This window comes from Pseudoalteromonas sp. P1-16-1b (genome assembly GCF_001401785.1).
In the GTDB taxonomy this organism is placed as follows: domain Bacteria; phylum Pseudomonadota; class Gammaproteobacteria; order Enterobacterales; family Alteromonadaceae; genus Pseudoalteromonas; species Pseudoalteromonas undina.
In genome coordinates, this window is sequence record NZ_LKGQ01000008.1 from 77,600 (window position 1) to 103,002 (window position 25,403).

The 25,403-nt window shown below is 41.2% G+C and carries 19 protein-coding genes; 8 read left to right on the forward strand and 11 right to left on the reverse strand.

Annotated elements, in window-relative coordinates; translation table 11 throughout:
* Positions 1–33: 33 nt before the first annotated feature.
* Entirely contained in the window at positions 34–2,151 is a 2,118-nt protein-coding gene (locus tag AN392_RS08015) for a winged helix-turn-helix domain-containing protein (RefSeq protein ID WP_055012406.1), read from the reverse strand.
* Between the two features lie 322 nt (positions 2,152–2,473).
* On the opposite strand from AN392_RS08015, the gene AN392_RS08020 reads away from it, so the two are divergent.
* The 7 genes from AN392_RS08020 (at position 2,474) to AN392_RS08050 (ending at position 10,668) form a co-directional block, all read left to right on the forward strand.
* Positions 2,474–5,494: a TonB-dependent receptor domain-containing protein gene (locus AN392_RS08020; RefSeq protein ID WP_055012407.1), complete on the forward strand. Its 3,021-nt coding sequence runs from the start codon at positions 2,474–2,476 to the stop codon at positions 5,492–5,494.
* Between the two features lie 136 nt (positions 5,495–5,630).
* Entirely contained in the window at positions 5,631–6,101 is a 471-nt protein-coding gene (locus AN392_RS08025) for a CreA family protein (protein ID WP_041708852.1), read from the forward strand.
* Positions 6,102–6,104: 3 nt separating this feature from the next.
* Complete coding sequence (locus AN392_RS08030) at positions 6,105–6,887, forward strand: hypothetical protein (RefSeq protein WP_055012408.1); 783 nt, start codon at positions 6,105–6,107, stop codon at positions 6,885–6,887.
* Positions 6,888–6,889: 2 nt separating this feature from the next.
* On the forward strand, positions 6,890–7,516 hold the full coding sequence (locus AN392_RS08035) for a LysE family translocator (protein ID WP_055012409.1): 627 nt from the start codon (positions 6,890–6,892) through the stop codon (positions 7,514–7,516).
* Between the two features lie 61 nt (positions 7,517–7,577).
* The gene (locus AN392_RS08040; protein WP_010391767.1) at positions 7,578–8,072 is read left to right on the forward strand and encodes a gamma-glutamylcyclotransferase family protein; all 495 of its coding nucleotides are present in this window, start codon (positions 7,578–7,580) and stop codon (positions 8,070–8,072) included.
* 27 nt (positions 8,073–8,099) lie between these two features.
* The gene (locus AN392_RS08045) at positions 8,100–9,641 is read left to right on the forward strand and encodes a serine hydrolase (protein ID WP_055012410.1); all 1,542 of its coding nucleotides are present in this window, start codon (positions 8,100–8,102) and stop codon (positions 9,639–9,641) included.
* Between the two features lie 103 nt (positions 9,642–9,744).
* Positions 9,745–10,668, forward strand: a complete 924-nt coding sequence (locus AN392_RS08050) for a histone deacetylase family protein (RefSeq protein ID WP_055012434.1) — start codon at positions 9,745–9,747, stop codon at positions 10,666–10,668.
* Here AN392_RS08050 and AN392_RS08055 read toward each other — a convergent pair.
* Complete coding sequence (locus tag AN392_RS08055) at positions 10,648–10,947, reverse strand: hypothetical protein (RefSeq protein ID WP_055012411.1); 300 nt, start codon at positions 10,945–10,947, stop codon at positions 10,648–10,650. The two genes, AN392_RS08050 and AN392_RS08055, sit on opposite strands and share 21 nt — an antisense overlap.
* A gap of 76 nt (positions 10,948–11,023) precedes the next feature.
* On the opposite strand from AN392_RS08055, the gene AN392_RS08060 reads away from it, so the two are divergent.
* Positions 11,024–13,552 (forward strand): EAL domain-containing protein, encoded by a 2,529-nt coding sequence (locus AN392_RS08060; protein ID WP_055012435.1) that lies wholly within the window; start codon positions 11,024–11,026, stop codon positions 13,550–13,552.
* On the opposite strand, the gene AN392_RS08065 is transcribed toward AN392_RS08060, so the two are convergent.
* From AN392_RS08065 to rpoD, 9 genes are all read right to left on the reverse strand, one after another.
* Entirely contained in the window at positions 13,525–14,340 is an 816-nt protein-coding gene (locus AN392_RS08065) for a DUF2797 domain-containing protein (protein WP_055012412.1), read from the reverse strand. The two genes, AN392_RS08060 and AN392_RS08065, sit on opposite strands and share 28 nt — an antisense overlap.
* A 21-nt stretch (positions 14,341–14,361) precedes the next feature.
* The gene (locus AN392_RS08070; protein ID WP_055012413.1) at positions 14,362–16,902 is read right to left on the reverse strand and encodes an EAL domain-containing protein; all 2,541 of its coding nucleotides are present in this window, start codon (positions 16,900–16,902) and stop codon (positions 14,362–14,364) included.
* A 93-nt stretch (positions 16,903–16,995) separates the two neighbouring features.
* Positions 16,996–18,279: a phosphoribosylamine--glycine ligase gene (gene purD, locus AN392_RS08075; protein WP_055012414.1), complete on the reverse strand. Its 1,284-nt coding sequence runs from the start codon at positions 18,277–18,279 to the stop codon at positions 16,996–16,998.
* A gap of 14 nt (positions 18,280–18,293) precedes the next feature.
* The gene (locus AN392_RS08080) at positions 18,294–19,112 is read right to left on the reverse strand and encodes a class I SAM-dependent methyltransferase (protein WP_054202603.1); all 819 of its coding nucleotides are present in this window, start codon (positions 19,110–19,112) and stop codon (positions 18,294–18,296) included.
* 109 nt (positions 19,113–19,221) lie between these two features.
* On the reverse strand, positions 19,222–20,808 hold the full coding sequence (gene purH, locus AN392_RS08085; protein ID WP_055012415.1) for a bifunctional phosphoribosylaminoimidazolecarboxamide formyltransferase/IMP cyclohydrolase: 1,587 nt from the start codon (positions 20,806–20,808) through the stop codon (positions 19,222–19,224).
* Between the two features lie 235 nt (positions 20,809–21,043).
* Entirely contained in the window at positions 21,044–21,334 is a 291-nt protein-coding gene (gene fis / locus AN392_RS08090) for a DNA-binding transcriptional regulator Fis (RefSeq protein ID WP_002957804.1), read from the reverse strand.
* A gap of 19 nt (positions 21,335–21,353) precedes the next feature.
* Positions 21,354–22,325 carry a tRNA dihydrouridine synthase DusB gene (gene dusB, locus AN392_RS08095; RefSeq protein WP_010391792.1) on the reverse strand — a complete coding sequence of 324 codons (972 nt, stop codon included), beginning with the start codon at positions 22,323–22,325 and terminating at the stop codon, positions 21,354–21,356.
* Between the two features lie 282 nt (positions 22,326–22,607).
* Positions 22,608–23,489 (reverse strand): 50S ribosomal protein L11 methyltransferase, encoded by an 882-nt coding sequence (gene prmA, locus AN392_RS08100; RefSeq protein WP_055012416.1) that lies wholly within the window; start codon positions 23,487–23,489, stop codon positions 22,608–22,610.
* Positions 23,490–23,560: 71 nt separating this feature from the next.
* Positions 23,561–25,402, reverse strand: a complete 1,842-nt coding sequence (gene rpoD / locus AN392_RS08105; RefSeq protein ID WP_010391796.1) for an RNA polymerase sigma factor RpoD — start codon at positions 25,400–25,402, stop codon at positions 23,561–23,563.
* Position 25,403 lies beyond the last annotated feature (1 nt).

Consider the following 25,403-nt stretch of genomic DNA (forward strand, 5'->3'; position numbering starts at 1 on the left):
AAATTTGGCTTAGCATAGTTCAGGCTGTTGCTTTTAGGGCAAATATTTTTGGTTGATACGTTTTATGTCAATTTGTGGTGACTTATACGAAGAGTATACCAGCCAGTTGGTATTTGAAATATAGGTTAAGCCAGAGGTACGACTAAATGCGCGTTCGGGAAGGCGTATAACGTCATGATGGCTTTTGGTTGAAAAGTCGTAATAACTCAAACGGTAATCACCTTGTTTTACATTAAAATAGTAAATACGCGATGTCGCTAAGGTGTCGCCTTCAAAAAAGTACCACGAATTATGATTAGATAAATTAATTTCGCTAACCAGTGGTTGCTCAGTTTGGCTATCAGGAGCTTTTATCCATAATTGATTAGTTGCTTGGTTGGCAAAAACTAAAGCGCCTTGCTTGTTTTCATAAGCATATAATGTTGGTGAATCTATGGCTTGTTCGAGTTTATTACCATTTAAATCGAAGCGATACACGTGCTGATCATCAGAGACTAATACGCTTTTACTGTCTGCAGCCCAGCTCGGTTTACCATGATCGCTAAAGCCCGTAGGTAATAATTCACTGGTTTGTTTATTAAAGTCATACAGGTATAACGCATGACCACTAGGGTGCGAGGCAACAAAAGCAATATAATCACCATCAGGCGACCATACTGGGTGGTAAATATTGGCATTGAGATTAGTGAGCTGCTTTCGAGATGTACCGTCTTTTTTTGCGGTCCACAATTCCATTGAGCCCGACTCATTAGAGACAAACGCGAGTTTATTTCTGGTTTTATTGTAATTAGGAAAGCGGGTACTAAAATGGCTCGATAATACTGGGAAAGGAGAGCTTGCGACCGCATTATTAACCTCTAAACGCATTAAAGCCGAGTCTATATTCCACTGATGAAAATACAAACTGCCATCACTGGCAAATTCTGGGTAGCTTAAGCCATCTATGCGGGCATTGATCATTTGTTGTGTTTTAAGGTTGTAAAAGTACCCTTGGCGTTTACCTTTTTTTACACCAGAAAAAACGAGTTGCGCCTTAGAGGGGTGCCAATCAACGCCTCTCATATCAATAAACCCAGTAGTTAACTGCTTTGCATTGCCTGTTTTTATATCGATTAAAAATAATTCTTCAAACCCCGTTGGTAAGTTACGAGATACTACAAGTTGAGTTGCATCTGGGGAGAACACAACCGACTCATCGTTATATTGGCATGCTGAAATACAAGGTATTTGAGTAATTGTGTATGGCGATGAGGTTAAATCAACAAGGTTAAGTTGAGTCAGATTATTTTCATCATCTTCACTAATATAAACCAGTTTAGTGCCTAGGGCATTTATGTCTATATCGGTACTCGCTTTGTTACCACACTTCCCTAAAATAGTGGTATTTCCCGAGGCAATATTTTGCTGAATAACCTCACAGCCTTGACCAGATATACGGCGATAATAATAAATAAAGGTTAAGTCAGAGCTAAATACCGCTCGCCCTTCAATGAATGGGGTGTCGGTAAGTGCTATTGCAGCTTGTTCGGGTAAATGTAAATCACGTAAGTATAAATTTGCTTTATGACCAGGGCGGCGCCAAGAATATGCTAAAAAGTGACTGTCGCTGGATATAGCAGGGAATAGCTCTCGTCCAGGGCTGGTAGTAATGGTTTCAACATGATCGTATAAGCGCTCTGCTTGTTGCGATAGCGCAAGTGGCTTATTTTCATCGCTAAAAGCGTTGTAACCCCAGACTCCAGCGAATAACAAGACCACGATAGCCATGACTACAGCGAAAATATATTTAGGGCGAGTAGAGGATGTATTAATACTGTTCTGCGCGTTTGGCATTATTGGTTTTTGCACTAAGCGATAACCTGTTTTACGCAGTGTTTCTATGTAGGTGTTGTCGGGGTCAAGCTCTTTAAAGCTTTTACGAAGGTGCCATATGGCATTAGTGAGCGCTTTCTCACCCACATATTGATTACCATCCCATACGTTTTCGATTAGTTGTTCGCGACTCACCGCATTTGGATAACACGCTACTAAGTAGGTCAGCAGCTCTATAAATTTAGGTTGTAAAATACAGACTTTATCAGCACAAAACAGCTTATTTTCAAACGCCGATATTTGGCAATTTCCAATTGAAAAAGGCTGTTGAGTATTCATAGTATGTGTATTTAAACCTCTTCCTAGTATGAGTTATTAGCGATGTTTGTACGTGTTGTTTAATGCAAAGTAACACGATAATTAGTTAATATTCAATTTTACAACATTCTAACACAATAAATATAAGTCCATGATTATAAATAAATAGATATTAAATAGATGTAAAATAGGGATATAAACGAGACACCTCTCATTGTGCTTTTATTCACGATTACTTACAACCTGTTATTAGTAAAACAAACCAATTAGTACAAAACAGATTTAATAACTAAAAAGTTAATAAAAAAGCTACTAATGGGATAATAAAAAATGAGGGAAGTCTGTGAGTAAAATATCAACCAAAAAATGCGCTTTAGCTTTGGCTATAACAGCGAGTCTATCTGGGCATGTAATAGCAAATGACGAGGCAATTGATCGTCAATCAACTGCTAAGGCAAGCGAAGAAGTGGTACAAGAAGTACCAGAGAAAATAACAGTAACAGGCTCGCGTTTAAAGCGTGATAGTTTTTCGGTCACAACTCCGCTGGTTACCATGGACAGAGCATCAATTCAGGATACAGGCTTAGGCAATCTTTCAGATGTATTAATCGATAATATGCCTGCACTGAGCCAAAGTATTGGCAACACAACCAGCCAATCAAGCATTTCGGGTACTGGTTTATCAACAGTCCAGCTTCGTGACTTAGGCGCTAATAGAACGTTGACATTGATTGATGGCCGCCGTGTTGTCTCTAATAGTTACGGTGGTAATTATGTTAGTTTAAATACCATTCCAAGTGGCATGGTAGAGCGCGTTGAAATTATCAGTGGTGGTGCGTCGGCCACTTATGGTGCCGATGCGGTAGCCGGTGTTGTTAATATTATTACTCAGTCAAAAAAAGAAGGTTTTGAATTTCAAGCCCGAGGCGGTGAAACAACCGATGGTGGCGGTCGCGAATTTACGCTTGATTTAAACTACGGAACGTCATTTGCTGATGATCGCGGTTATGTATTTGTCAGCTCAAACTGGGATCGTGATTTTGGTATGACCTTTTACGATCGCGACCGAGCGCAAATAGAAGCGGCGCATAGTTACGATGATGAGCTGATGTGTAATCAAATGTACACTGCTGATGGCTATCAGTGTATGAGTGGTATTACACAAGCTGATTGGGCAAGCAAAAGCGATGGTACCTTAGGTGGTGTATTTTTAGAGAATAATAATAACGACACTCAGTTTTGGTACGACGGTCAAACGCTACGTGATGATTGGAAAGGCAATGAAGAAATTTATGGTATTAATTCACAGCAGTACGTTATGCTTGATGTGCCGAGTGATAACTTTTCGACTGCAATAAAAGTCGATTATGATGTAACAGACGACATCATGAGTTATTTCCAAATTCAATACAGTAAGAGTGGCTCGTTCAACGATAAGTCACCAGAAGATGAATACGAAGGGGCTTACGTACCTCGCTACGACCCAGTGACAGGGGATCCTATCGATGATATTGCGCCAGGTTATATTCCTATTGATAACCCATATGTGCCACAAGAAATTATTGACAGTAACCCATACAAAGACCGTATTTATTGGGATCGTCGTTTTGGTGAAGTAGGTAATATCAGCACCGATAACGACCGTACGACTATTCGTACCTGGGCTGGCCTGCAAGGTATGATGTTTGATGATACATGGGATTGGGATATTTCTGCCGGATATGGTCAATTTAAACAGCATCAAATCCGCAGTAACGAGCTAAACACGGTACGTGTCAACCAAGCTCTGCAAGCTGAAAAATTAGCCGATGGCACGATTCAATGTAAAGACGCCGAAGCGCGAGCGCAAGGATGTGTCCCGCTTAATTTATTTGGTGAAGGGTCTATTACCCCTGACATGGCAGACTGGATCCGTACAAATCCAATTATTGATACTGAGATTCAACAGTACACGGTAATGGGTTATATCACCGGTGACTTATATGAATTGCCAGCAGGTAATGTGTCTGCAGTATTTGGAGCAGAGTATCGTAAAGACTCGCAAAGCTTAGATACCAGTGATGATATGAAAGCGGGCGGTATTACGTTTAACGTTGTGCCTTCTTTTTATGGTGAAGTAGAAGTGTATGAGGCGTTTGCAGAGCTTGCAGTGCCACTGCTAAAAGATGCGCCATTTGCTAAAAGCTTATCGGCAGAAACATCGTTGCGTTTAGCAAATTACAGTATTGATAATATCAGCACCGTAGCCAGTTATAAGTTAGGATTATTGTGGCAGCCAATTGATGGATACATGCTACGTGCTAACTATGCGCGTGCACAGCGTGCCCCAACTATTACAGAGCTATTATCGCCCCCTCGCGGCGATTTTGATTCATTTGATGATATTTGTGATGGCTTAACTGCAACATCAACAAACCCAGGGCACGATAACTGCCGTTTAGAGCCAACCTTGGCACAAAAGCTGGCTGATGATCCTAATTTTGAATTTGAAAGTGAAGACAATAACTATTCACCAAATACGGGTAATCCAAACTTAAAAGAAGAAACAGCCGATACCTATACCTTTGGTATTACTGTTTCACCTGAGTTTTTAGATGGCTTTAACTTAGCGGTGGATTACTACGACATTGCCATTGTTGATGCAATTGATGAAATAAGTAACGAAAACATCATGCGTGAATGTTATGACTCAGAGGCTGCGTGGGGTAGTGATAACGAATATTGTAACGATATTACCCGTAACGACGAAGGTAACATTGTAAAAATACTACAGCGTGAATATAACTTAGATGAGTTAACAGCGCGCGGTTACGATGTAGTTGCAACTTACAAATATGACATAGGTAGCTATGGTAACCTGTCATTTAAGCTTGATTACAATCATATTATTGAAAACTCGCAAACCTATGAAGGGTTAGATGGTTCTAGTGTGACTTCTCAGTATGCAGGTTATGGCCGCTCAAAAGATAAAGCCGCTATGTCGATTGTATGGAAAATGGATGACTTACGTATCCGCTGGCGTACAAATTACGTAGGTGCTTTTAAAGCAAGCCAAGAAGATGAGAAAGATTACCTTGAATATGTTGCTGCAAATGATGAACGCTGTGCTACGGGCGATGCCGGTTGTATTGCTAACCCTGAGCCACTGGCATATCAAAACTATGGCTCATTTTTAAAGCATAGTTTATCAGCGTCTTACACTATGGCACTGACAGATAAGAGTGACTTACGTGTATTTGGTGGGATTAATAATGTATTTGACGACAAAGGGGCATTTTATCCAAGTGGCCGAGGTAACTTTTATAGTGGCTACGGCGGCGGTGCCGGTCGTTATGTTTATCTAGGTGCACAATATAGCTTTTAATTATTTTTAGCTGTATTTGCTTGCAAAGGCACTCCTTCGGGCGTGCCTTTTTTATTGCTTATAAAATTTGTTTTATCGCAGTGAAAGCGTTTAGTATAAGGCATAACTTAATTTTATTATGAACGAAGGACTTGCTATGAAGTATCTCAAAATGGGTAGTCTAATTGCGTGTTTAGCAGGGCTTACAGGGTGTTCTGATGATGTTGCTTCAGTGAGTTTAGGGCTGTTTACCACTAAAGATGTGGTGGTTAACTCACAGCAAGACCCGCTTGTTACAGGGGTTACTTGTCATATTAGTCACATTGAGGCTAATTTAGATTTTTCAGATCCCTCAGATATGTCGATTGCTTGTCGTCAAACAGGGCCAATTACCGCAGACCAATTACAGTCTATTGACCGTAGTAAGTCGGGTGAAGTCGTGTTTAAATCATCTAAGAGTATTTTGTTTAAGTCGTTAAAAGTTCGTCGCATTTATGATGCTAAAACCCATACGTTATTGTATTTATCGTACTCAACGAAAGAATCTACAGGCAGTCATCATCACGCGCTTTCTACGGTGCCTTTATACAATACACAAGCATGGCAATGGGCGAAGGGGCAAGAATAGTTTATGTTAACCCTATTTAAATCAAAACCCTTATTGGCAGAACAAGAACAACAGTGGCTAGTTGATACCTTTATTTGGGCTGCAGAAAACTTTGACCTGAATTTTTTTACTAAGCACAGCCAAATTATTTTGCCAACGGTCGAGTTTTTTCCTGATTCTGTTTCAAGCATTGAAGAAATGGCCAGTAAAGTGTTTGCGCGTGTTAAACACTATGCTGGTATGGATGAGTGGCCTATAACACTTGTTGCACCGCAACAATTACAACCTCAGGTGTTTCCACATTTTGAATTTAGTGAGCATCTACGTGGTGAGCACTGCCATTTAATGGTGCCACCAAGCCATACAATTAATGTGTCGTTTAACCCCAACCAAATTAATCAGCCACAAGATTTAGTAGCTAGCTTTGCAGGTACTCTTGCTACTATTTTAATTCATCATGTAGGCGTATTACCTCCAGGTGGTAAAGAGTTCTTACCTCAAGCAACGGATGCTTTAGCGTGCTTTTTAGGTTTTGGGGTGATGATGAGCAATACCGTGTACCAGTTTAAGGGGGGTTGTGGCTCATGTTACAACCCATATGCCAATCGCGAAGCCACGCTCAGTGAAACCCATACTGTATTTATGCATGCTTTAGTAAGCTACTTTAAGCAAGATAAACACTCTAAAAAACATTTAAAACCGCATTTAAGAGGCCAATTTAAAAAAGCGCAAAAAGAAATAAAAGCGTTGGTTAATCAATCGGCTAACCCATTGTTGTTGGCTTTTTCGCCAGAGCAAGCCAGTTAACCATGATCTATATTGATGAGTTTTTATTAATTGCCATTGCTCACTTTTTTGCAGTGGCCAGCCCCGGGCCCGATTTTGCTGTGGTACTTAAGCAAAGCGTACAGTACGGCAGGCATAATGCGCTATGGACCAGTGCGGGTGTAGGCGCAGCTATTTTATTACACATAGCTTATTGTGTGTTGGGAGTCGCGTTGGTGTTAACTCAATCGCCTTCGCTGTTTATGGCACTTAAATATATAGCGGGCGCGTATTTAGCGTATTTAGGTGTGCAGGCGCTACGCGCTGCTAAACCTTCAAATACCTCATCAGAACAGACTGCAAAACCCAGCCTTGTACCTGAGTCACCATGGCGTGCGTTTCGCCGTGGTTTTTTTACCAATGCATTAAACCCTAAGGCTACGCTATTTTTTATGTCGCTGTTTACCTTGGTGATTAGCCCAACGACACCGGTAATAGTGCAAGTGGGGTATGGTGTTTATATGGCGCTGGCAACTTGGGCTTGGTTTTCTATTTTGTCGCTATTGTTATCAAAAGCACGGGTGCGAAACTTTTTTCAACAAAGTGGTTATTGGTTCGATCGTGGCATTGGCATTATTTTAATCGCACTGGCTGTGCGAGTTGTTATTTAACAGAGGTCTGTTGACCTTTGCAAATTTGATCTTGAAAGGTCAATAGACCCTAAGGAATAGTATGGCGTTATATAATTTTTCGTTTGGCTCCAATATGTCATCTAATCGTTTATTGGCACGTTTGCCTAATGCAAAACGTGTGGGTACGGCGCTTTTAAAAGGCTATAAGTTAACCTTTAATATGGCCTTTGCTGATGGTTCAGGTAAATGCACTATTGTGCCCACCAATGAACCCGACGCCGTGGTATATGGGGTGGTGTATCAGCTTAATGAGGCCGAAAAAGAGATCCTAGATAAAATTGAAGGCCCTAATTACGACTGTGTTGATTTAACCGTGAGCCTTTTAGATGACGATGACATTAATGTGCACTGCTACATAGCAAACACACATGACGACACACTGCTACCTTATGATTGGTACGTGCAGCATGTATATCGCGGCGCACTTGAGGCTGGTGTGCCAGAGCATTATAGTCAACGTATTTTAGCTTATCCTAGTAAGCAAGATACCAATAAAGCGCGCGCCGACATAGAATTTGCAGTTCATCAAGATTAAACAAAAATAATAACCTAAGGTAACACTATGAAACTAACAAAATTAGCCACAGCCGCATTATTGGTTGGCTGGGCGTTCACGAGCTCTGCAGCGGTTGATACCGATAAAATTTCAGAGGTGATCAACGCTTCAATGACGCGTTTTGATGTACCCGGAATGGCCGTTGCTATTGTTGAAAATGACAAAGTAGTATTTGCTAAAGGCTTTGGTGTTGCCAACCTCAATACTAATAGCAAGGTGAATAAAGACACTTTATTTGGCATTGCTTCAAATACCAAGGCATTTACCAGTGCAGCACTGGCTAAGCTGGTAGATGAAGGCAAATTAAGCTGGGATGATCGCGTAATTGATCATCTCCCTGAATTTAGATTGCATGACCCGTACGTTACTCGTGAAATGCGAATTCGCGATTTGCTAAGTCATCGCAGTGGTTTAGGGCTTGGTCAAGGTGATTTAATGATTTGGCCAAGTACTGATAAATCGGTAGCCGATATTTTATCGGGGCTGAAATATTTAAAACCTGCTAGCAGTTTTCGTAGCCAATATGCTTACAACAATCTAATGTTTGTTACCGCTGGTGAAGTTGTTGCCCGTATATCGGGGATGAGCTGGAACGACTACATTGAAAAAAACATTTTACAGCCGCTCAATATGATCAACTCACGGGCTGGCTTTTCGCGTATCGCTAAAAATAACAAAAACTGGGCAATTGGGCACATCCCAATGGACGGTAAATTGCATCCCTTTTTTGTTAATTACCTTGAAGACTTTCGAGGAGCGGGAGCCATTGCATCAAGCGTAAATGATATGAGCCAATGGCTACGTACTCAACTTGCTGGTGGCAAAATGCCTAATGGCGAACAGCTATTTAGTGAAAAGCAGCAAGCACAAATGTGGCACCCACATATTACCTCACTAGCATCTAAAAGTGCTTATGAAGCGTACCATCAGCAATTTAGAGGTTACGGGTTAGGTTGGAGTATAGAAGATTACCACGGCATTAAGAAGCTGGCACATGGTGGTGGCATTTTAGGTATGGTATCGCAGGTGACTCTTTTGCCAGAGAAAAACGTGGGGATTGTGATATTAAGCAACCAACAAGCGTTTTCTGCATTATCGGCGGTGACTCATGAAGTACTTGAAGATGTACTAGAGCTTGAAGATAAAGACTGGGTTGAAGATTTAGCTAAAAAGCACTTTGCAGGTAAAGAAAAAGCCTATGCTAACGCGGCTCCATCAGTGCCTGCAGATATCCAGCCGGCATTGCCAACCATTAATTACACCGGTACTTTGCATGATGATTGGTATGGCGATGTAATAATTGAAGAGTTAGATGGTAAATTACGCATTGATTTTACCCATACAAAGCGCCTCAAAGGTGAGTTGGAGCATTACACAGGTAATACCTTTATTGTTAAATGGGATGAAAAGCTATTAGAGGCAGATGCCTTTATTCGTTTTTCTATGAGTGCAGATAACCGTGTAGAATTGGCGAAAATGAACGCAGTTTCAACGCAGGTGACCGATTTTAGCTTTGATTTTAGAAACCTTGACTTAAAAGCTAAATAACCAGAACCTTGGTTAAATAGTCGTTTAGTATCAACCAAAGTCGCAAAGCCACCCTCAGGTGGCTTTGTTATACTCGTTAAGCAACTTATTTTTGGAGTTAGCTATGCGCACTGCGATTATTTCTCACCCCCACTGCCGTAAACATAAAATGATTGACGATCATCCAGAGTGCCCTGAGCGTTTGGATGCGATAAACGACCGTCTACTTGCAAGTGGGCTGGATGTCGCTATCGAGCAGAAACAAGCACCTAAGGCCTCGCGTGAGCACTATTTATTGGCGCATAGTGAACAACACATCAAGCATGTAGAAAGTATGATCCCAACCGAAGGGCTTAGCGATTTGGACGGCGATACCTGGTTATGCCCCGATTCATTGAAAGCAATTGAGCGTGCAGTAGGTGCAGGGTTACTCGCTGTTGATGAGGTTTTAGAGGGTAAATTGGATGCTGCATTTTGCTCAGTGCGCCCGCCAGGGCATCACGCTAACCGAGATAGCTCTTCTGGTTTTTGTGTGTTTAACAACCTTGCGATTGCGGTTAAATATGCACAAAGCAAAGGGGTGAAACGCATTGCCATTATCGATTTTGATGTACACCATGGCAATGGCACGCAAGATATTTTTATGGATGATGAAAATGTGTTGCTGTGCTCGTTATTTCAATATCCATTTTATCCAAATACCGCCATTAAAAATAACGCCACGTTGGTAAATTCACCTTTGCCTATTGCTAGTGATGGTACTGATTTAAAAGCGCTTTATGAGCAGCAGTGGCTACCAAAATTAACAGAATTTAAGCCTGAGCTACTTTTTATAAGTGCAGGGTTTGATGCGCACCTTGAAGATGATATGGCCAGTTTAAAGTTTGTCGAAAGTGATTATATATGGCTTACTGAGCAGTTAGCGCTATTTAGCCAACAACATGGTTGCTTAGGTATTATCTCTTACCTAGAGGGAGGATACTCACTGTCTGCCCTCGGGCGCAGCGCGATTGCACACGTTAAAGCCTTAGTTGATTTCGGCGAGTAACCTAAATGCCTGATCAGGAGTAAGCTGCTCTATTTTACTGAGGCAACATTGCCCTTCTTTTACTAAATATTCCTTTACCAATTGCGCTAATCGTATTGCACTGAGTGCATTATGCGCATCGCCATTTAAACCTTGATAGCCACTTACCTTATCTAAAATAACCACGTTTTTCTGCTCATTCACGTCCAAAGTATAAATAAAATCATGTAACTCATCGGCATGCTCTAATAGCTCAATCTCATTATTATAAATAATAATTAATGGGTAACTGATGCTCATATATTGTCCTAAATCAAATTGTCATTTACTGAATAATTTATAATCGTGCATTGGTTTAATTTTGGAAGTAAAAGCAATGCCCCACACTAGCCGCTATCAAAAAGTATGCGATGTTTTTACCAATAAGGTGATCGCCTGTACCGAGGATACCCCTTTAATTGAAGCGGTGAAACTAATGCGTGCGCACAATGTTAGCGCTATTTTTGTTAAACATCAGCAACAAATAGTGGGAGTGTGGACTGAAACTGATTGCTTAACGCTTAACTTTTCTGATCAGACACTTAGACAAGTAATGATTGAGAAAGTGATGTCGAGCCCTGTATTAAGTGTACCCAGCCAACAATTATTAACCGATACCGCCATGGTGTTTAATAAGCATGGCGTAAGACACTTACTGGTAACCGATGCGAATGATAACCCAAGCGGGGTGATCAGTATTACTGATATTGTGAGTAATCAAGGATTAGAGCATTACCTGCAATTTAGACCGATAAACGAGCAATATAATAAAAATATTAGGGTAGTACCGAGTTCATTAGCCATCAATGATGCAGTTAACTTAATGCGTGAACACGCCGAGAAAGTTGTTTTAGTATTTAATGAAGATGAAAATATCCATGGCATTATTACCCAGCGAGATTTACTAAAACTCATCACCGAGCAGCATAATCATCTTATTTGTTGGGATTTGGCGAGCCGTCCTCTGTATAAAATAAGCCCACAAGACAGCCTTTTTGATGCTTACAGGTTGATGTCTGAAAGTAGCATTCGGCATTTAGTGGTGAGCGAAAATAATCAAATTAACGGCGTATTATCACTTGAAAACTTAATTAATGAAATTGAAACAGCATATTGCTGTGAGCTTGAAAAGGTACTTCAGCAGCGAGATATTGCACTGCAGCACTCACAGCGTAATTTATTTTTAGCCAATAAAATTATCGACTCCTCTTTGGATGGCATCATGATCACCGACTCGAATGGGGTGATTATGCAAGTAAATCCTGCATTTACTCATTTAACCGGCTACAAAGAATATGAGGTGATAGGTAAGCGGCCTAATATGTTGAGTTCAGGACGTCATGATAAAAACTTTTATATAAAAATGTGGGATTCACTGACTAAAAAAGGCGTATGGCAGGGGGAAATTCATAATCGTAAAAAATCTGGCGATATTTATATTGAGTGGCTCAGTATTATAGAAATAAAAGAGCCAAGTCATAGTGATGTTACTTATGCTGCTATTTTTAGTGACATAACAGAGCGAAAGAGTGCAGAAGAAAAAGTAGTGCAGCTAGCATATTTTGATGAACTAACCGGCTTACCTAACCGGCGCTTATTTAACGATAGGCTCTCTATGGCACTGGCCTCTGCTCACAGAGATAAACAAATGCTAGCGGTAATGTTTATTGATCTTGACCGTTTTAAAGAGGTAAATGACAGCTTGGGCCATAACGCCGGTGATACCTTATTAAAATTAGTCTCTGAGCGCATTATTAACACCCTCAATGAGGGAGATACACTGGCACGATTAGGGGGAGATGAGTTTATTGTTTTGTGTGAGGTTGAAAGCGTAGCAGCTGTTATCAGACTTGCAGAGGGTATTTTAAATCACTTAAATACTCCCTTTAAATTGGAAGGATTTGAAGTGGGTGTTACTGCCTCTATAGGTGCAGCGGTTTATCCAGATGATGGCTTAGACAGTGAAACATTATTAAAGCATGCTGATATTGCCATGTATCGCTCAAAAGATGTGGGGCGTAATTCGTTTCAGTTGTTTCAACCCTCAATGAATGCCCGCTCCCTTGAGCGCTTAGCGATGATGAGCCGCTTTCAACATGCGCTTGAAAATGATGAGTTTGAGCTTTATTTTCAGCCTAAACAGTGTTTAAAAACAGGAGGGATTATGGGGGCTGAAGCACTACTGCGTTGGCAAGACCCTGATTTAGGCACTATTTCGCCAGCGCAGTTTATTCCGCTTGCTGAAGAGTTAGGTTTAGTTGTTCGTCTCGATTTATGGGTTATTAACCAAGCCGGTAAGGAGTTAACTCTTTGGCAAGCACAAGGAATGAATCCCGGACGTTTAGCGATTAATGTATCTGCTTGCCACCTAAGCCAAGGTAAGTTAGCTGATAACATTAAGGCCATGCTTAATCGCTATCAATTACCTGGGAGTTTACTTGAAATAGAGCTGACCGAAAGTAGCTTTATAGGTTCTTTTTCACAGGCAAAAGAACAGTTACAACAGCTTAAAACGTTAGGTGTACATATTGCGCTTGATGATTTTGGCACGGGGTATTCGGCATTAAGCTATTTAACCAAACTGCCCTTTAACACGTTAAAAATTGATGCCAGTTTTATTGCTAAAATTCCTGATGAATACGGCAATAGCCAAATTGTAGCGGCTATTATAGCCATGGCGACAAGTTTAGGGTTAGATGTGGTTGCTGAGGGAGTTGAGCATGCCTCGCAAGAGGCACACTTAGCAACAATAGGCTGCAATATTATTCAGGGTTACCATTATTGCTATCCATTAACACGACAGCAATGGATAGCATTTTATAACCAAGCAGCAAAAGGTTATTCTGAGTCTACGCTCACTTCATAAGAGGTGAATTTTCGAATATTAATCACACCGGTATCAAAAATTAAGTACTGACCTTTTATACCTTGTAAAATACCGCTAACAACAGGGTTTTTATCAAAGTTAAATGAGCTAATTTTAGTTGGGTATTCACTAACTGGAAAATCAAGGTTTACTACGTCTTCATCAAGTTTTTCAATGGCGGTTGCGCCAAACAGCTCACTCAGCTCTGTAAGCTTTTCGCTTATTTGTGGAATAAGTTCGGCGGCTGCTGCTTTTAAATCAAGCGTGTCGTTTTGTCCTTTAAGCATATTACGCCAATTGGTTTTATCAGCAATAAACTGTGCCAGCGCTACTTCAACTAAGCCCGATTGCAAACGAGTCTGCACTTTAAAAATAGGTAAGGCTTGGGTTGCCCCTTGGTCAATCCAACGGGTAGGAATTTGTGTATGGCGAGTAATACCTACTTTTAATCCTGAGGTATTTGCTAGGTAAACATAATGCGGGATCATGCAATTTTCTTCGCCCCACTCTGGCTCGCGGCAGGTGCCTTGGTCGTAATGGCAGGTTTCCGGTTTCATGATACACATATCGCAACTGGCAAGTTTGCGCATACACACAAAGCAATGCCCTTGAGAGTAGCTCTTTTTGGTTTTTTTACCGCAGTTAGAGCACAAAATTGTGCCACTAAAAGTAAGGGTCAGCTGTTTGCCAATTAAGGCATTTAAATCAACCAGTTCATCACCTATAGGTAGGTGGTATTGAACCGGCTCTGTTAAGCTCGACTTTAATTTACGCAGTGTACCTTGCATCTTTTCTTGGCCCCAAAGATGTTAAAAAGGGGAGTTTAACATTTTTAGGCTGTATTGGCTTTTTAAGAAGTCTAAATAATTATCATAAGAGAGTGCTTTGGCATACAGGTAGCCTTGAGTGCGGTCGGCGTTCATTGTTGTAAGTAGCTGATGAACCTCTTGAGTCTCTACGCCCTCAATCGTGATAGTTAGGCCCAGATTATGTGCCATATCTATGGCTGTTTGCACAATAACCTGATGCGCACGGTTATCAGTTAAATCAAACACGAATGACTTATCTACTTTAAGTTCGCTAAAGTGATAGTTAACCAAGTAGCTAAGCGATGAATAACCAGTGCCAAAGTCGTCTAGTACTACTTTAACGCCCAAAGTAGCAAGCTCATCAACTAGGGTGACTAATGCATCTTGATTTTCGACAAAAGCAGACTCAGTCAGTTCAAACTTTAATAAGTGAGGAGCAACCTGATACTTAATCAAAATATTCTCTACTTTTTCGGTCAAATTAGTAATGGCTAGATTTTTTGCACTTAAATTAATACTAATACTATGATTGCTTATGCCATCGGATGCCAGCTTCGCAATGTCTTTACAGGCTTGTTCAATAACCCAAATTGTTAATTCATTAATAATACCAGTGTGTTCGGCGAGTATAATTAGCTTTTCTATCGAAATGTTTTTAAAGTCAGCATCGGGCCAGCGTAGTAGGGCTTCCGCGCCGTGTATACTGCACTCCTCTAAGCTCACTTGTGGTTGATAATAAAGGGCAAGTTTATCCTCTCTTATCGCTTGCTGTAGCTTGGCTGCTAGAGCAACGTCCATGGTAAGGTTATCATGCGCAAGTGATGAGCTTACTTTGCTTAGGTTATGTTTAGCGTCGTGTAATGCTAAATAGCCTCGTTTTAACCAAAACTCAAAATCATCACGTTTACCGTAACCACTAATGCCAACACTGTAATTAAGTTGTAAGTCTAGACCTTTAATTTGATATGTTTTTGGTAACTTATTTAAGATCTGTTTAAGTAATTCTTCGAGCGTATGCTGACTCTGGTTTTTAGTGGAAATACAGGCAAATACGCCACTGCCTAAATCAGCAATTTTAGCTGGCTGATTAATACCATTGTTGAGATGAAAAAACTCTCGTTCAAAGCTTAATTGGCATTCAAGTTCGTGAGCAACATGTTTAATTAGCTCATACCCTTGCGAGGGCGTAATAATGGTATTTAGAGAGTTAAAATGACGTATTTTCACCAAGCATAACGTGGTAGAGCGTCGCTGGGCTTTGAGTGCCATAAAGGCATATTTTAGCTTGGCGCTATTGAGTAGCTTGGTTTGTTGGGTATGTGTTGCATGATATAGCGCTTGCTCACGCTGATAACGAATCCGATCAGCAAGTGCCATTGCCATTAGGACAATTTCACACAAAATGGCCATTAAAAAAGCATGGCGTATTGAAAAACTATAGGAAATAACGCCTGTGAGCTCTAGAGGTTGGATAGCTGCGCCAATGATCAGTGGCACCCACGAAAATACGTAAAACTTAGCCCAACGAAAACCGCTTCTTAATTTGTTGTAAATTAAAATGAAGCAGACAATATAGAGCGATCCTAAAATCACAAAAAATATCGGTGCGGCTATATTTTCAGGAATGAAAAAACTCAATGTCCCTAGAACTAGCATCAGTCTTAATAAGCCGATGCTTAATTTATACCGCCAGCAACCGTCTTTATGATAACGTAAAAACAGTGTGCAAAAGGCGAGGGTAAAAAACGCAATGGTGTAGTTGACCACAATGACTTTTTCGTGAATAAATAACTGCCATTCAAGCGGCCATAAATAAAAGCCAAATCCCAGCACAGTGCCCATTAATGCAATAGCGCTAATAATGTAGCCAATGTAAACTAAATATACGCGGTCTTTAATACCAAAATAAAGTAATAGGTTATATAGCGAGGCCATTAATAGTACGCCAGCAAAAATTCCCCAAATGCCTGTTTGTGAGCGAACTAAGTCAACAAATACAGTATGGCGATATAAGTGAATTGGGGTTTTACTGATCCCCACGGTATCTATTTTTATGACTAATTGTTGTTTAGACTGACCATCTAGTTTAAAGCGAATATGGGGCACGCTGTACTTAAATAAAGTAAGACGCGGCTCTTTATCACCAAGCTTATAAGTGTCGAGTAGCTGGTTATTACTATTGAGCCTATATATAGTGAGGTGATCCACCATCGGATTATCAAAATGCGCCACCACATCTTCTTGTTGACTGCTTTTGTTTTCTAAATCAAGGCGTAACCAATAATTTTGCTGTTGAAAACTCCAAGGAATATCGTTAAATTTTTGCTGTGTAAACTGCGCTTTATTATTCATTACTTCTGCGAAGTTTTGTGTTTTACTCTTGTCTATGTAATATGCATGATCAAGATAAACAGGGGTTATTTTATCTATGGTATAGCGAGATGGCATCACAAAGTTTGTTGCCAATGTGCTGATAATAAAAAAGATAAAAATAAGTATTACGACCGCTATCGCATGATAGCGCAAGGTTTTAAATTCCAATATTAACCTGTGCCCTGATTGTTTTTTTATAGTGTAGCAGTAAAAAGCGCAGATAATCTGCGCTTATAAAGTTTAATGAGTAAAACTCAATAATTATTGTTCACGAGCAATTGCACGATAGGCTATATCTGTACGGTATTCCATGCCGTCCCAGCTGATTTCATCAACCAGTTTATAGGCACGTTGTTGCGCTTGTGTAACGGTATTACCTAGTGCCGTTGCACATAATACTCTACCACCGGCAGTTACTACATTATCGCCATCTTGCTTAGTCCCTGCGTGAAAAACTTTTTCGCCTTCAGGGTAAGTTACTTTCAGGCCACTAATCGCATCACCTTTCGGGTAGCTATCTGGGTAGCCTTTGGCAGCTAAAACAACACCTACAGCAGCGCGTGAATCAAACTCAATGGTAGTTTTATCAAGCTCTACACGGTTAGCAGCTTCAATCAGCTCAACTAAATCTGATTGCAAACGTAGCATCATAGGTTGTGTTTCAGGGTCGCCAAAACGACAGTTATATTCAATTACTTTTGGTGTGCCGGTGTCATCTATCATTAAGCCTGCATATAAAAAGCCAGTGTACGGGTGGCCTTCGCTAGCCATACCTTCTACCGTAGGGTAAATCACTTCATTCATAATGCGTTGATGAATTTCATCAGTCACTACCGGTGCCGGAGAATAAGCGCCCATACCGCCAGTATTTGGGCCAGCATCGCCATTGTAAGCACGTTTATGATCTTGGCTAGTTGCAAATGGCAGTACGTTTTCACCATCAACCATTACGATAAACGACGCTTCTTCACCTTCTAAAAACTCTTCGATGACAACGCGGCTGCCAGCTTCACCAAAGGCATTACCCGCAAGCATATCGCGAATGGCTTCTTCTGCATCGCGTTCATCCATAGCTACAATCACGCCTTTACCTGCCGCTAAACCATCGGCTTTTATAACAATCGGTGCGCCTTTCTCTTTTAAATAGGCAAGCGCAGGGTCGATTTGTTCAAACGTTTGGTAATCAGCGGTTGGGATAGCATGACGTGCTAAAAAGTCTTTAGTGAACGATTTAGACCCTTCAAGCTGGGCTGCACCTGCTGTTGGGCCAAAAATAGCTAAGCCGTGTTCACGAAACTTATCAACAACACCTAATACTAGCGGCACTTCTGGACCAACAATGGTTAGCTCAACATTATTTTGTTGTGCAAAGCTAAGTAGCCCATCAAGATCTTCAATGTTAATTGCTACGTTCTCAAGTTTTGGCTCAAGGGCTGTGCCCGCATTACCTGGAGCAACATAAACAGTGTTTACTTTTGTATTTTGAGCGGCCTTAAACGCAAGTGCGTGTTCGCGGCCGCCGCTGCCAATGACTAATACATTCATGGCGAATATCCTATTTAAAGCGGTTTTTTAAATTTCAGCGTCATACGGTCGCTTTCACCTATAGCTTTATATTTAGCGGCATCTTGCTCGCCAAGTCTAAGGCTCGGTGGAAGGGTCCATACCCCTTTAGGGTGATCGGCTGTATCAAGAGGGTTTGCATTAATATCGCTTTTTGCTTCAAGTTCAAAACCTGCTTGTTCAGCAAGTGCAATAACCACACTCTGCTTCATATAACCTGATGACTTTTGCATTTCATCGGCTTGCTCTTCGGGTAGGCGATGTTCAACTACGCCTAAAGTGCCGCCAGGTTTAAGTGCTGTATAAAATGACTTAAACGCATTGCTTGCAGCTTTTTTATCTTTACTCATGAACCAGTTATGGACATTACGAAAAGTAAGTACCATATCGGCGCTACTTGCAGGAGCAATATCTAAATGAGTAGAAGGAGCAAACTCAGTAAGTTTAACGTCACTAAAGCGGGCATCTTCAGCGATTTTAGCTTTAAAACCAGCAAGAGAACGTTGGTAGTAACCTACCGATGAATCAGCAGGAAAATGCGCGGCATAATAGGTGCCTTGCTCTTTTAGTGCTGGCGCTAAAATTTCACTATACCAACCACCGCCAGGCGCAATTTCTACCACAGTCATTGTTGGTTTAAAGCCAAAAAACTCGAGGGTTTCTACAGGATTGCGGTATTGGTCGCGTTCACTGCTGCGCTCGCTTGCTTTAACTGCATTTGTTAATGCTGAGTCGTGGCCATGGTTGTGTGCTAATGCCATTGTTGAACTTAATGACAGCGTGGCAACCAGTAGAGATTTTAGTGCAAATTTCATCGTCTAATCCTTCACATTATAATTGTTAGTCATGGTTATAGAATAAGCAGAATACGTGAATTTGATGCAAACAAAAAGAGCTAACTGAAGCAGTTAGCTCTTTAAGCGATTAATGGCGGAAATGGCGCATACCCGTAAACACCATTGCCATACCAGCTTCATCAGCTGCCGCAATCACTTCTTCATCGCGCATTGAACCACCCGGTTGAATAACCGCGGTAATACCTGCTGCGGCTGCAGCATCAATGCCATCACGGAATGGGAAAAATGCATCTGATGCCATGACTGAGCCTTTAACTTCAAGGTTTTCATCAGCGGCTTTAATACCGGCAATTTTAGCTGAGTAAACACGGCTCATTTGGCCTGCGCCAACACCAATAGTCATACCGTCGCGGGCATAAACAATGGCGTTTGATTTTACAAATTTAGCCACTTTCCAGCAGAACAGTAAGTCTTTAAGTTCTTGCTCAGAAGGCTGGCGCTTAGAGACAACCGTTAAGTCGCCTTGCGTTACCATACCTAAATCACGGTCTTGAATTAGAACGCCGCCATTAACGCGTTTAATGTCATGGCCTGTGCCTTTAGCAGAGAACTCACCACACTCTAATAAACGTACGTTTTGTTTAGCTGATACTATTTGAGCGGCTTCTGCACTCACGCTTGGCGCAATAATAACTTCAACAAATTGACGTTCAACAATCGCTTGTGCAGTTTTTGCGTCAAGTTCTTGGTTAAAAGCAATAATGCCGCCAAACGCTGACGTTGGATCAGTTTTAAAGGCGCGATCGTATGCTTCTAAGATATTTTCGCCAATTGAAACACCACATGGATTAGCATGTTTTACAATAACACACGCCGGTACATCAAATTCTTTAACACACTCAAGTGCGGCATCGGTATCGGCAATATTGTTAAACGATAATGCTTTACCTTGCAGTTGAGTGGCTGTCGCCACTGACGCTTCAGAGATGTCGTTTTCAACATAAAACGCGGCATCCTGATGCGAATTTTCACCGTAACGCATATCTTGTTTTTTAGTGAATTGCATATTGATAGTACGAGGGAACTTAGTATCTTCAGCCGCTTCCTCTGTGTAATCAGGAACCATTTTACCGAAGTAATTAGCAATCATACCATCGTATTGCGCTGTATGTTCATAAGCGGCAATAGCTAGATCAAAGCGGGTTTTGTAAGTAGTTGAGCCGTTGTTATTTTGCATTTCGCTGATAACACGGTCATAGTCGTTTGCGTTAACAACAATCGTCACATCTTTGTGATTTTTAGCTGCTGCACGCACCATGGTTGGGCCGCCAATATCGATGTTTTCTATAGCATCTTCAAGGCTGCAGTTTTCTTGAGCGACAGTATTCGCAAAGGGGTATAAGTTAACTACAACGATGTCGATAGCAGAAATGTTGTTATCTGCCATTACGCCTTCATCTTGGCCACGACGAGCAAGAATACCGCCATGAATTTTTGGGTGTAGGGTTTTTACGCGACCATCCATGATCTCAGGGTGTCCGGTGTGATCTGATACTTCGGTAACTTTAATCGCATTATCAGCAAGTAGTTTACAAGTGCCGCCAGTTGAAAGTATTTCAACACCTTGTGCTTCTAGTGCACGGGCAAATTCAACAATACCGGTTTTGTCTGACACACTCAAAAGTGCGCGACGTATAGGACGATGTGTATCCATTGTAGTTTGATTTCCTCAGTTAATGAGCTAGCTTAGAAGCGCGTATTTTAACTGATTACGACTCAAAAAACGACTTATAACGACCCATAAAGCGTGAGCATTTTGCAATTTCGTTAATAAATTTTACAGATAAAAAAAGCACCCTAAGGTGCTTTTTTAAGAGTGTTTTATAAAACACTCAGTGTATTGAATCAGTAAGCGCGGTAAAGCAATTACGGCATCAATACCTTAGGTATTAGTTCATACCGTATTTTTTTAGCTTTTTACGTAAAGTACCACGGTTGATACCTAGTAAAATTGCCGCACGAGTCTGGTTGCCACGTGTGTAAGTCATTACTTCTTCAAGCAATGGCGCTTCTAGCTCAGAAAGAACAAGGTCGTAAACGTCTTGCACATCTTGACCGTTAAGCTGTTTTAAGTAGTGGTGAACAGCTTTTTTTACTGCATCACGCAATGGCTGCGGTTTCTCGTGTGACTGAACATGAGGGTTTGTGATAAATGGAGAAGTCACGTTTTGTTCGAACATTATAAAGTCTCTTTCTTTCTTAGTTAGCTGCTAGTGTTTTAAAGTATTGCTCTAATGCGACGACCTGTTCCTCGGAATTGTCGAGCGCATTAAATACTCGCCTAAACTGACCGTCACTGTCATGGGTTTGCAAATACCAAGATACATGTTTGCGAGCGATTCGTGCTCCCATTGGCTCACCGTAAAACATATGGAGGTTGGTTAAATGCTCCATTAAAATACTGCGCACCTCTGCAATAGCAGGTGGCTGCATATGTTCACCAGTTCGCAAATAGTGGTCTATCTCCCTAAATATCCAAGGGCGACCTTGGGCGGCTCGACCAATCATGATGGCATCTGCACCCGTATAGTCCAAAACCTGCTTTGCTTTTTCAGGTGATGTAATATCACCATTAGCAACCACAGGTATCGACACTGAACGTTTTATATCCCTAATTGTGGCGTACTCAGCATCACCTTTGTACATACATGCGCGCGTGCGCCCATGTACAGCCAGTGATGCAATGCCATAACGTTCAGCTATTCTTGCAATCTCTACACCATTACGGTTGTCCTGATCCCATCCAGTACGGATTTTAAGTGTTACAGGTATATCAACCGCATTAACGACGGCATCAATAATCTCTTCCACGAGTTCTGGAAACTGTAATAAGGCTGAGCCTGCAAGTTTCTTGTTCACTTTTTTTGCTGGGCACCCCATATTGATATCTATGATCTGTGCACCGTTTGCAACATTGAATTGTGCGGCCTGTGCCATAAGCTCAGGGTCTGCTCCTGCAATTTGCACCGCACGTATACCCGACTCACCAGAATGATCCATTCGGTTCATCGACTTTTCGGTTTTCCAAACCTTCGGATTAGACGACAGCATTTCAGACACAGCAAGGCCAGCGCCTAAACGACGACATAACTGTCTAAATGGTCTGTCTGTTATGCCCGCCATAGGCGCGACAATGACATTATTCTCAAGTTGGTATGAACCGATACGCACGATATTCAATAGGCCTCTTTTCAAGGGGCGCTAAGTTTACGGCTTTTTGCGCAAAAATCAAAGGCTATAAATTGAACAAAAGTGACTTTTTTTTGCTCTTTTCGTATTGACATTTGATAACCGTATGACGAAGCGGTTTATTTGTGTGAATTTTGAACGGTCGTTGTTTTTATAATAAAAAATCTTTATTTTTTATTATGTAAAAAAATAGTAAAGCCTGTTAAATACAGGCTCTAGAAACGACTTTTGAGTTAATACTCTAAACTTTGAAAAAACGCACTATTATGTTTTTTTAATGCCACTGACTCGGGTCCAGTCGCCTTCAATGGCAATCTCATCAAGTTCAATAAAGGGCGCATATATATCGGCAACCGATTTTGCTTGCTCTTCTAAAATGCCCGACATGGCAATTTTACCGCCTGGTTTTAATAATCCTAAAATCACACTATGAAGCTCACGCAAAGGTTGCGCTAAAATATTTGCCACAACGATATCGGCTGTAAATTCAGGTTGGTTTTCTGGTAGATAAACTTCAAGCTTGTCAGCAACGCCATTACGGTTAGCGTTATCTAAGCTTGCTTCTAGCGCTTGCGGGTCAATGTCTATCCCTATCATGCGCTCTGCACCTAGTTTAATTGCTGCAATGCCTAATATGCCTGAACCACAACCAAAATCGACTACCGTTTTGCCGCTTAAGTCTTGGCTTTCAAGCCACTTTAAACACAGCGCGGTGGTGGCGTGCGTGCCAGTACCAAATGCAAGGCCAGGATCAAGTAGCACATTGACTGCGTCAGGGTCTGGAATATCGCGCCAGCTAGGGCAAATCCATAGTTTTTCGCCAAATTGAATAGGGTGGAAGTTATCCATCCACTCACGTTCCCAATCTTTGTCTTCGAGTTGCTCGATTTTGTAAACTAAATTGTCTTTGAGCTCATCATGGCGCTTTAATAACGCAACCACGGCGTTCATATCGTGATTAGCTTCGAACAGACCAATTACTGTGGTATCAGCCCAAAAAACGACAGTGCCAATTTTGGGTTCGTAAATAGGGGTGTCTTTAGCATCAATAAAAGTAACAGAAGCACTACCAGCTTCCATTAATAAGTCACTAACTGCATCTGCGGTTGCAGCATTGGCATTGATACGGATTTGGATCCAAGCCATGTTTATTTCCTTGAAATAGAAAAAAGGCCGCTACAGCGGCCTTTTGAGTTAACTCATAATGTAACGCTAGGTTATTTAGCGTCTAAAAAGCTTTTCAGTAAATCAGAGCGAGAAGGGTGACGTAATTTACGTAGTGCCTTCGCTTCAATTTGACGAATACGCTCACGTGTTACATCAAACTGCTTACCTACTTCTTCTAACGTGTGGTCGGTATTCATATCAATACCAAAACGCATACGTAGTACTTTCGCTTCACGGGCTGTTAAGCCAGCGAGCACATCGTTAGTTGCGCCACGAAGAGACTCCATTGTTGCCGAATCGATAGGCGAATCAATAGTAGTATCTTCAATGAAGTCGCCTAAGTGCGAATCTTCATCATCACCAATCGGTGTTTCCATTGAAATTGGCTCTTTTGCAATCTTAAGTACCTTACGGATTTTATCCTCAGGCATCATCATGCGTTCAGCTAATTCTTCTGGATTTGGCTCACGACCCATTTCTTGTAACATTTGACGTGAAATACGGTTCAATTTATTGATCGTTTCAATCATATGTACTGGAATACGGATCGTTCTTGCTTGGTCAGCAATAGAGCGAGTAATTGCTTGGCGGATCCACCACGTGGCATAAGTAGAGAACTTATAACCACGACGGTATTCAAACTTATCAACCGCTTTCATCAAACCAATATTACCTTCTTGAATTAAATCCAAGAACTGTAAACCACGGTTGGTGTATTTTTTAGCGATTGAAATTACCAGACGTAAGTTCGCTTCTACCATCTCTTTTTTAGCACGGCGCGCTTTCGCTTCACCAATACTCATGCGACGGTTTATATCTTTAATACGTTCAATGCTTAAGCCAGTGCTTTCTTCCATTGAAGAAAGTTTGCTAATACAACGAAGTATTTCAGGCTTCACTTCTTCAAGTTTAGCTGAATGCTTTTCGTTAGCTGCAATTTCAATATCAAGCCATGCAGTGTCAGTTTCGTTGTTTGCAAAGTGCTTAACAAAGGTTTTCTTTGGAAGCTTTGAAACTTGTACTGCATGCTTCATGATAAGACGTTCTTGAACGCGAACTCGGTCCATCATTTCACGCATGTTATTAACCATGCGGTCAAATTGTTTAGGCACAAGCTTAAAGGTTCTGAACAACTCACCAATTTCTAAAATAGCGGCTTGAGATTCTGGATGAGAGCGACCTTTTTTATCGAATGTTTCACGTGCTTTAGTGTATAAATCACGTAAGTTTTCGAAATGGATGCGCGCTTCTTCAGGATCTGGACCTGTATCTACTTCTTCTTCGTCTTCATCATCACTGTCATCATCATCGTCGCTGTCATCAAGCTGTTTTTCGCTTAATTCAGAACCAATGTTAGTGGCAGCAATTGGTGGTGCTTCGTCTGCATCAGGATCGAAAAAGCCAGAGATAATGTCGCTAAGGCGCATCTCTTCTGCTTCAAACTTATCCCACTGTTCAAGTAGGTAAGTGATCGCTTCTGGGTATTCAGCAACCGAAATCTGTACTTGGTTAATGCCTTCTTCAATACGTTTAGCGATAACAATTTCGCCTTCACGGGTAAGAAGTTCAACAGTACCCATTTCACGCATGTACATGCGAACAGGGTCTGTTGTACGGCCGATTTCTTTTTCTACAGTAGCAAGGGCTGCAGCGGCAGCTTCCGCTGCGTCTTCGTCTGTCGTGGTTTCTTGCATCATTAATTCATCAGCATCAGGCGCGTTTTCGCTAACCTTGATACCCATGTCATTAATCATGCTAATGATATCTTCTACTTGATCTGAGTCGATAATATCTTGTGGAAGGTGATCATTAACTTCTGCAAAAGTTAAGTAACCTTGCTCTTTACCTTTTTGAATCAGAAGTTTTAATTGTGACTGAGGAGTTGGATCCATA

What these genes read in the sequence shown, in the direction of transcription:
- purH (WP_055012415.1), bottom strand. Translation starts at nt 20,808, where the DNA reads ATGGATACACATCGTCCTATACGTCGCGCACTTTTGAGTGTGTCAGAC.
- AN392_RS08035 (WP_055012409.1), top strand. Translation starts at nt 6,890, where the DNA reads ATGATCTATATTGATGAGTTTTTATTAATTGCCATTGCTCACTTTTTT.
- AN392_RS08025 (WP_041708852.1), top strand. Translation starts at nt 5,631, where the DNA reads ATGAAGTATCTCAAAATGGGTAGTCTAATTGCGTGTTTAGCAGGGCTT.
- AN392_RS08065 (WP_055012412.1), bottom strand. Translation starts at nt 14,340, where the DNA reads ATGCAAGGTACACTGCGTAAATTAAAGTCGAGCTTAACAGAGCCGGTT.
- fis (WP_002957804.1), bottom strand. Translation starts at nt 21,334, where the DNA reads ATGTTCGAACAAAACGTGACTTCTCCATTTATCACAAACCCTCATGTT.
- AN392_RS08015 (WP_055012406.1), bottom strand. Translation starts at nt 2,151, where the DNA reads ATGAATACTCAACAGCCTTTTTCAATTGGAAATTGCCAAATATCGGCG.
- AN392_RS08030 (WP_055012408.1), top strand. Translation starts at nt 6,105, where the DNA reads ATGTTAACCCTATTTAAATCAAAACCCTTATTGGCAGAACAAGAACAA.
- prmA (WP_055012416.1), bottom strand. Translation starts at nt 23,489, where the DNA reads ATGGCTTGGATCCAAATCCGTATCAATGCCAATGCTGCAACCGCAGAT.
- AN392_RS08050 (WP_055012434.1), top strand. Translation starts at nt 9,745, where the DNA reads ATGCGCACTGCGATTATTTCTCACCCCCACTGCCGTAAACATAAAATG.
- AN392_RS08080 (WP_054202603.1), bottom strand. Translation starts at nt 19,112, where the DNA reads ATGAAATTTGCACTAAAATCTCTACTGGTTGCCACGCTGTCATTAAGT.
- AN392_RS08060 (WP_055012435.1), top strand. Translation starts at nt 11,024, where the DNA reads ATGCCCCACACTAGCCGCTATCAAAAAGTATGCGATGTTTTTACCAAT.
- rpoD (WP_010391796.1), bottom strand. Translation starts at nt 25,402, where the DNA reads ATGGATCCAACTCCTCAGTCACAATTAAAACTTCTGATTCAAAAAGGT.
- AN392_RS08045 (WP_055012410.1), top strand. Translation starts at nt 8,100, where the DNA reads ATGAAACTAACAAAATTAGCCACAGCCGCATTATTGGTTGGCTGGGCG.
- AN392_RS08040 (WP_010391767.1), top strand. Translation starts at nt 7,578, where the DNA reads ATGGCGTTATATAATTTTTCGTTTGGCTCCAATATGTCATCTAATCGT.
- purD (WP_055012414.1), bottom strand. Translation starts at nt 18,279, where the DNA reads ATGAATGTATTAGTCATTGGCAGCGGCGGCCGCGAACACGCACTTGCG.
- AN392_RS08055 (WP_055012411.1), bottom strand. Translation starts at nt 10,947, where the DNA reads ATGAGCATCAGTTACCCATTAATTATTATTTATAATAATGAGATTGAG.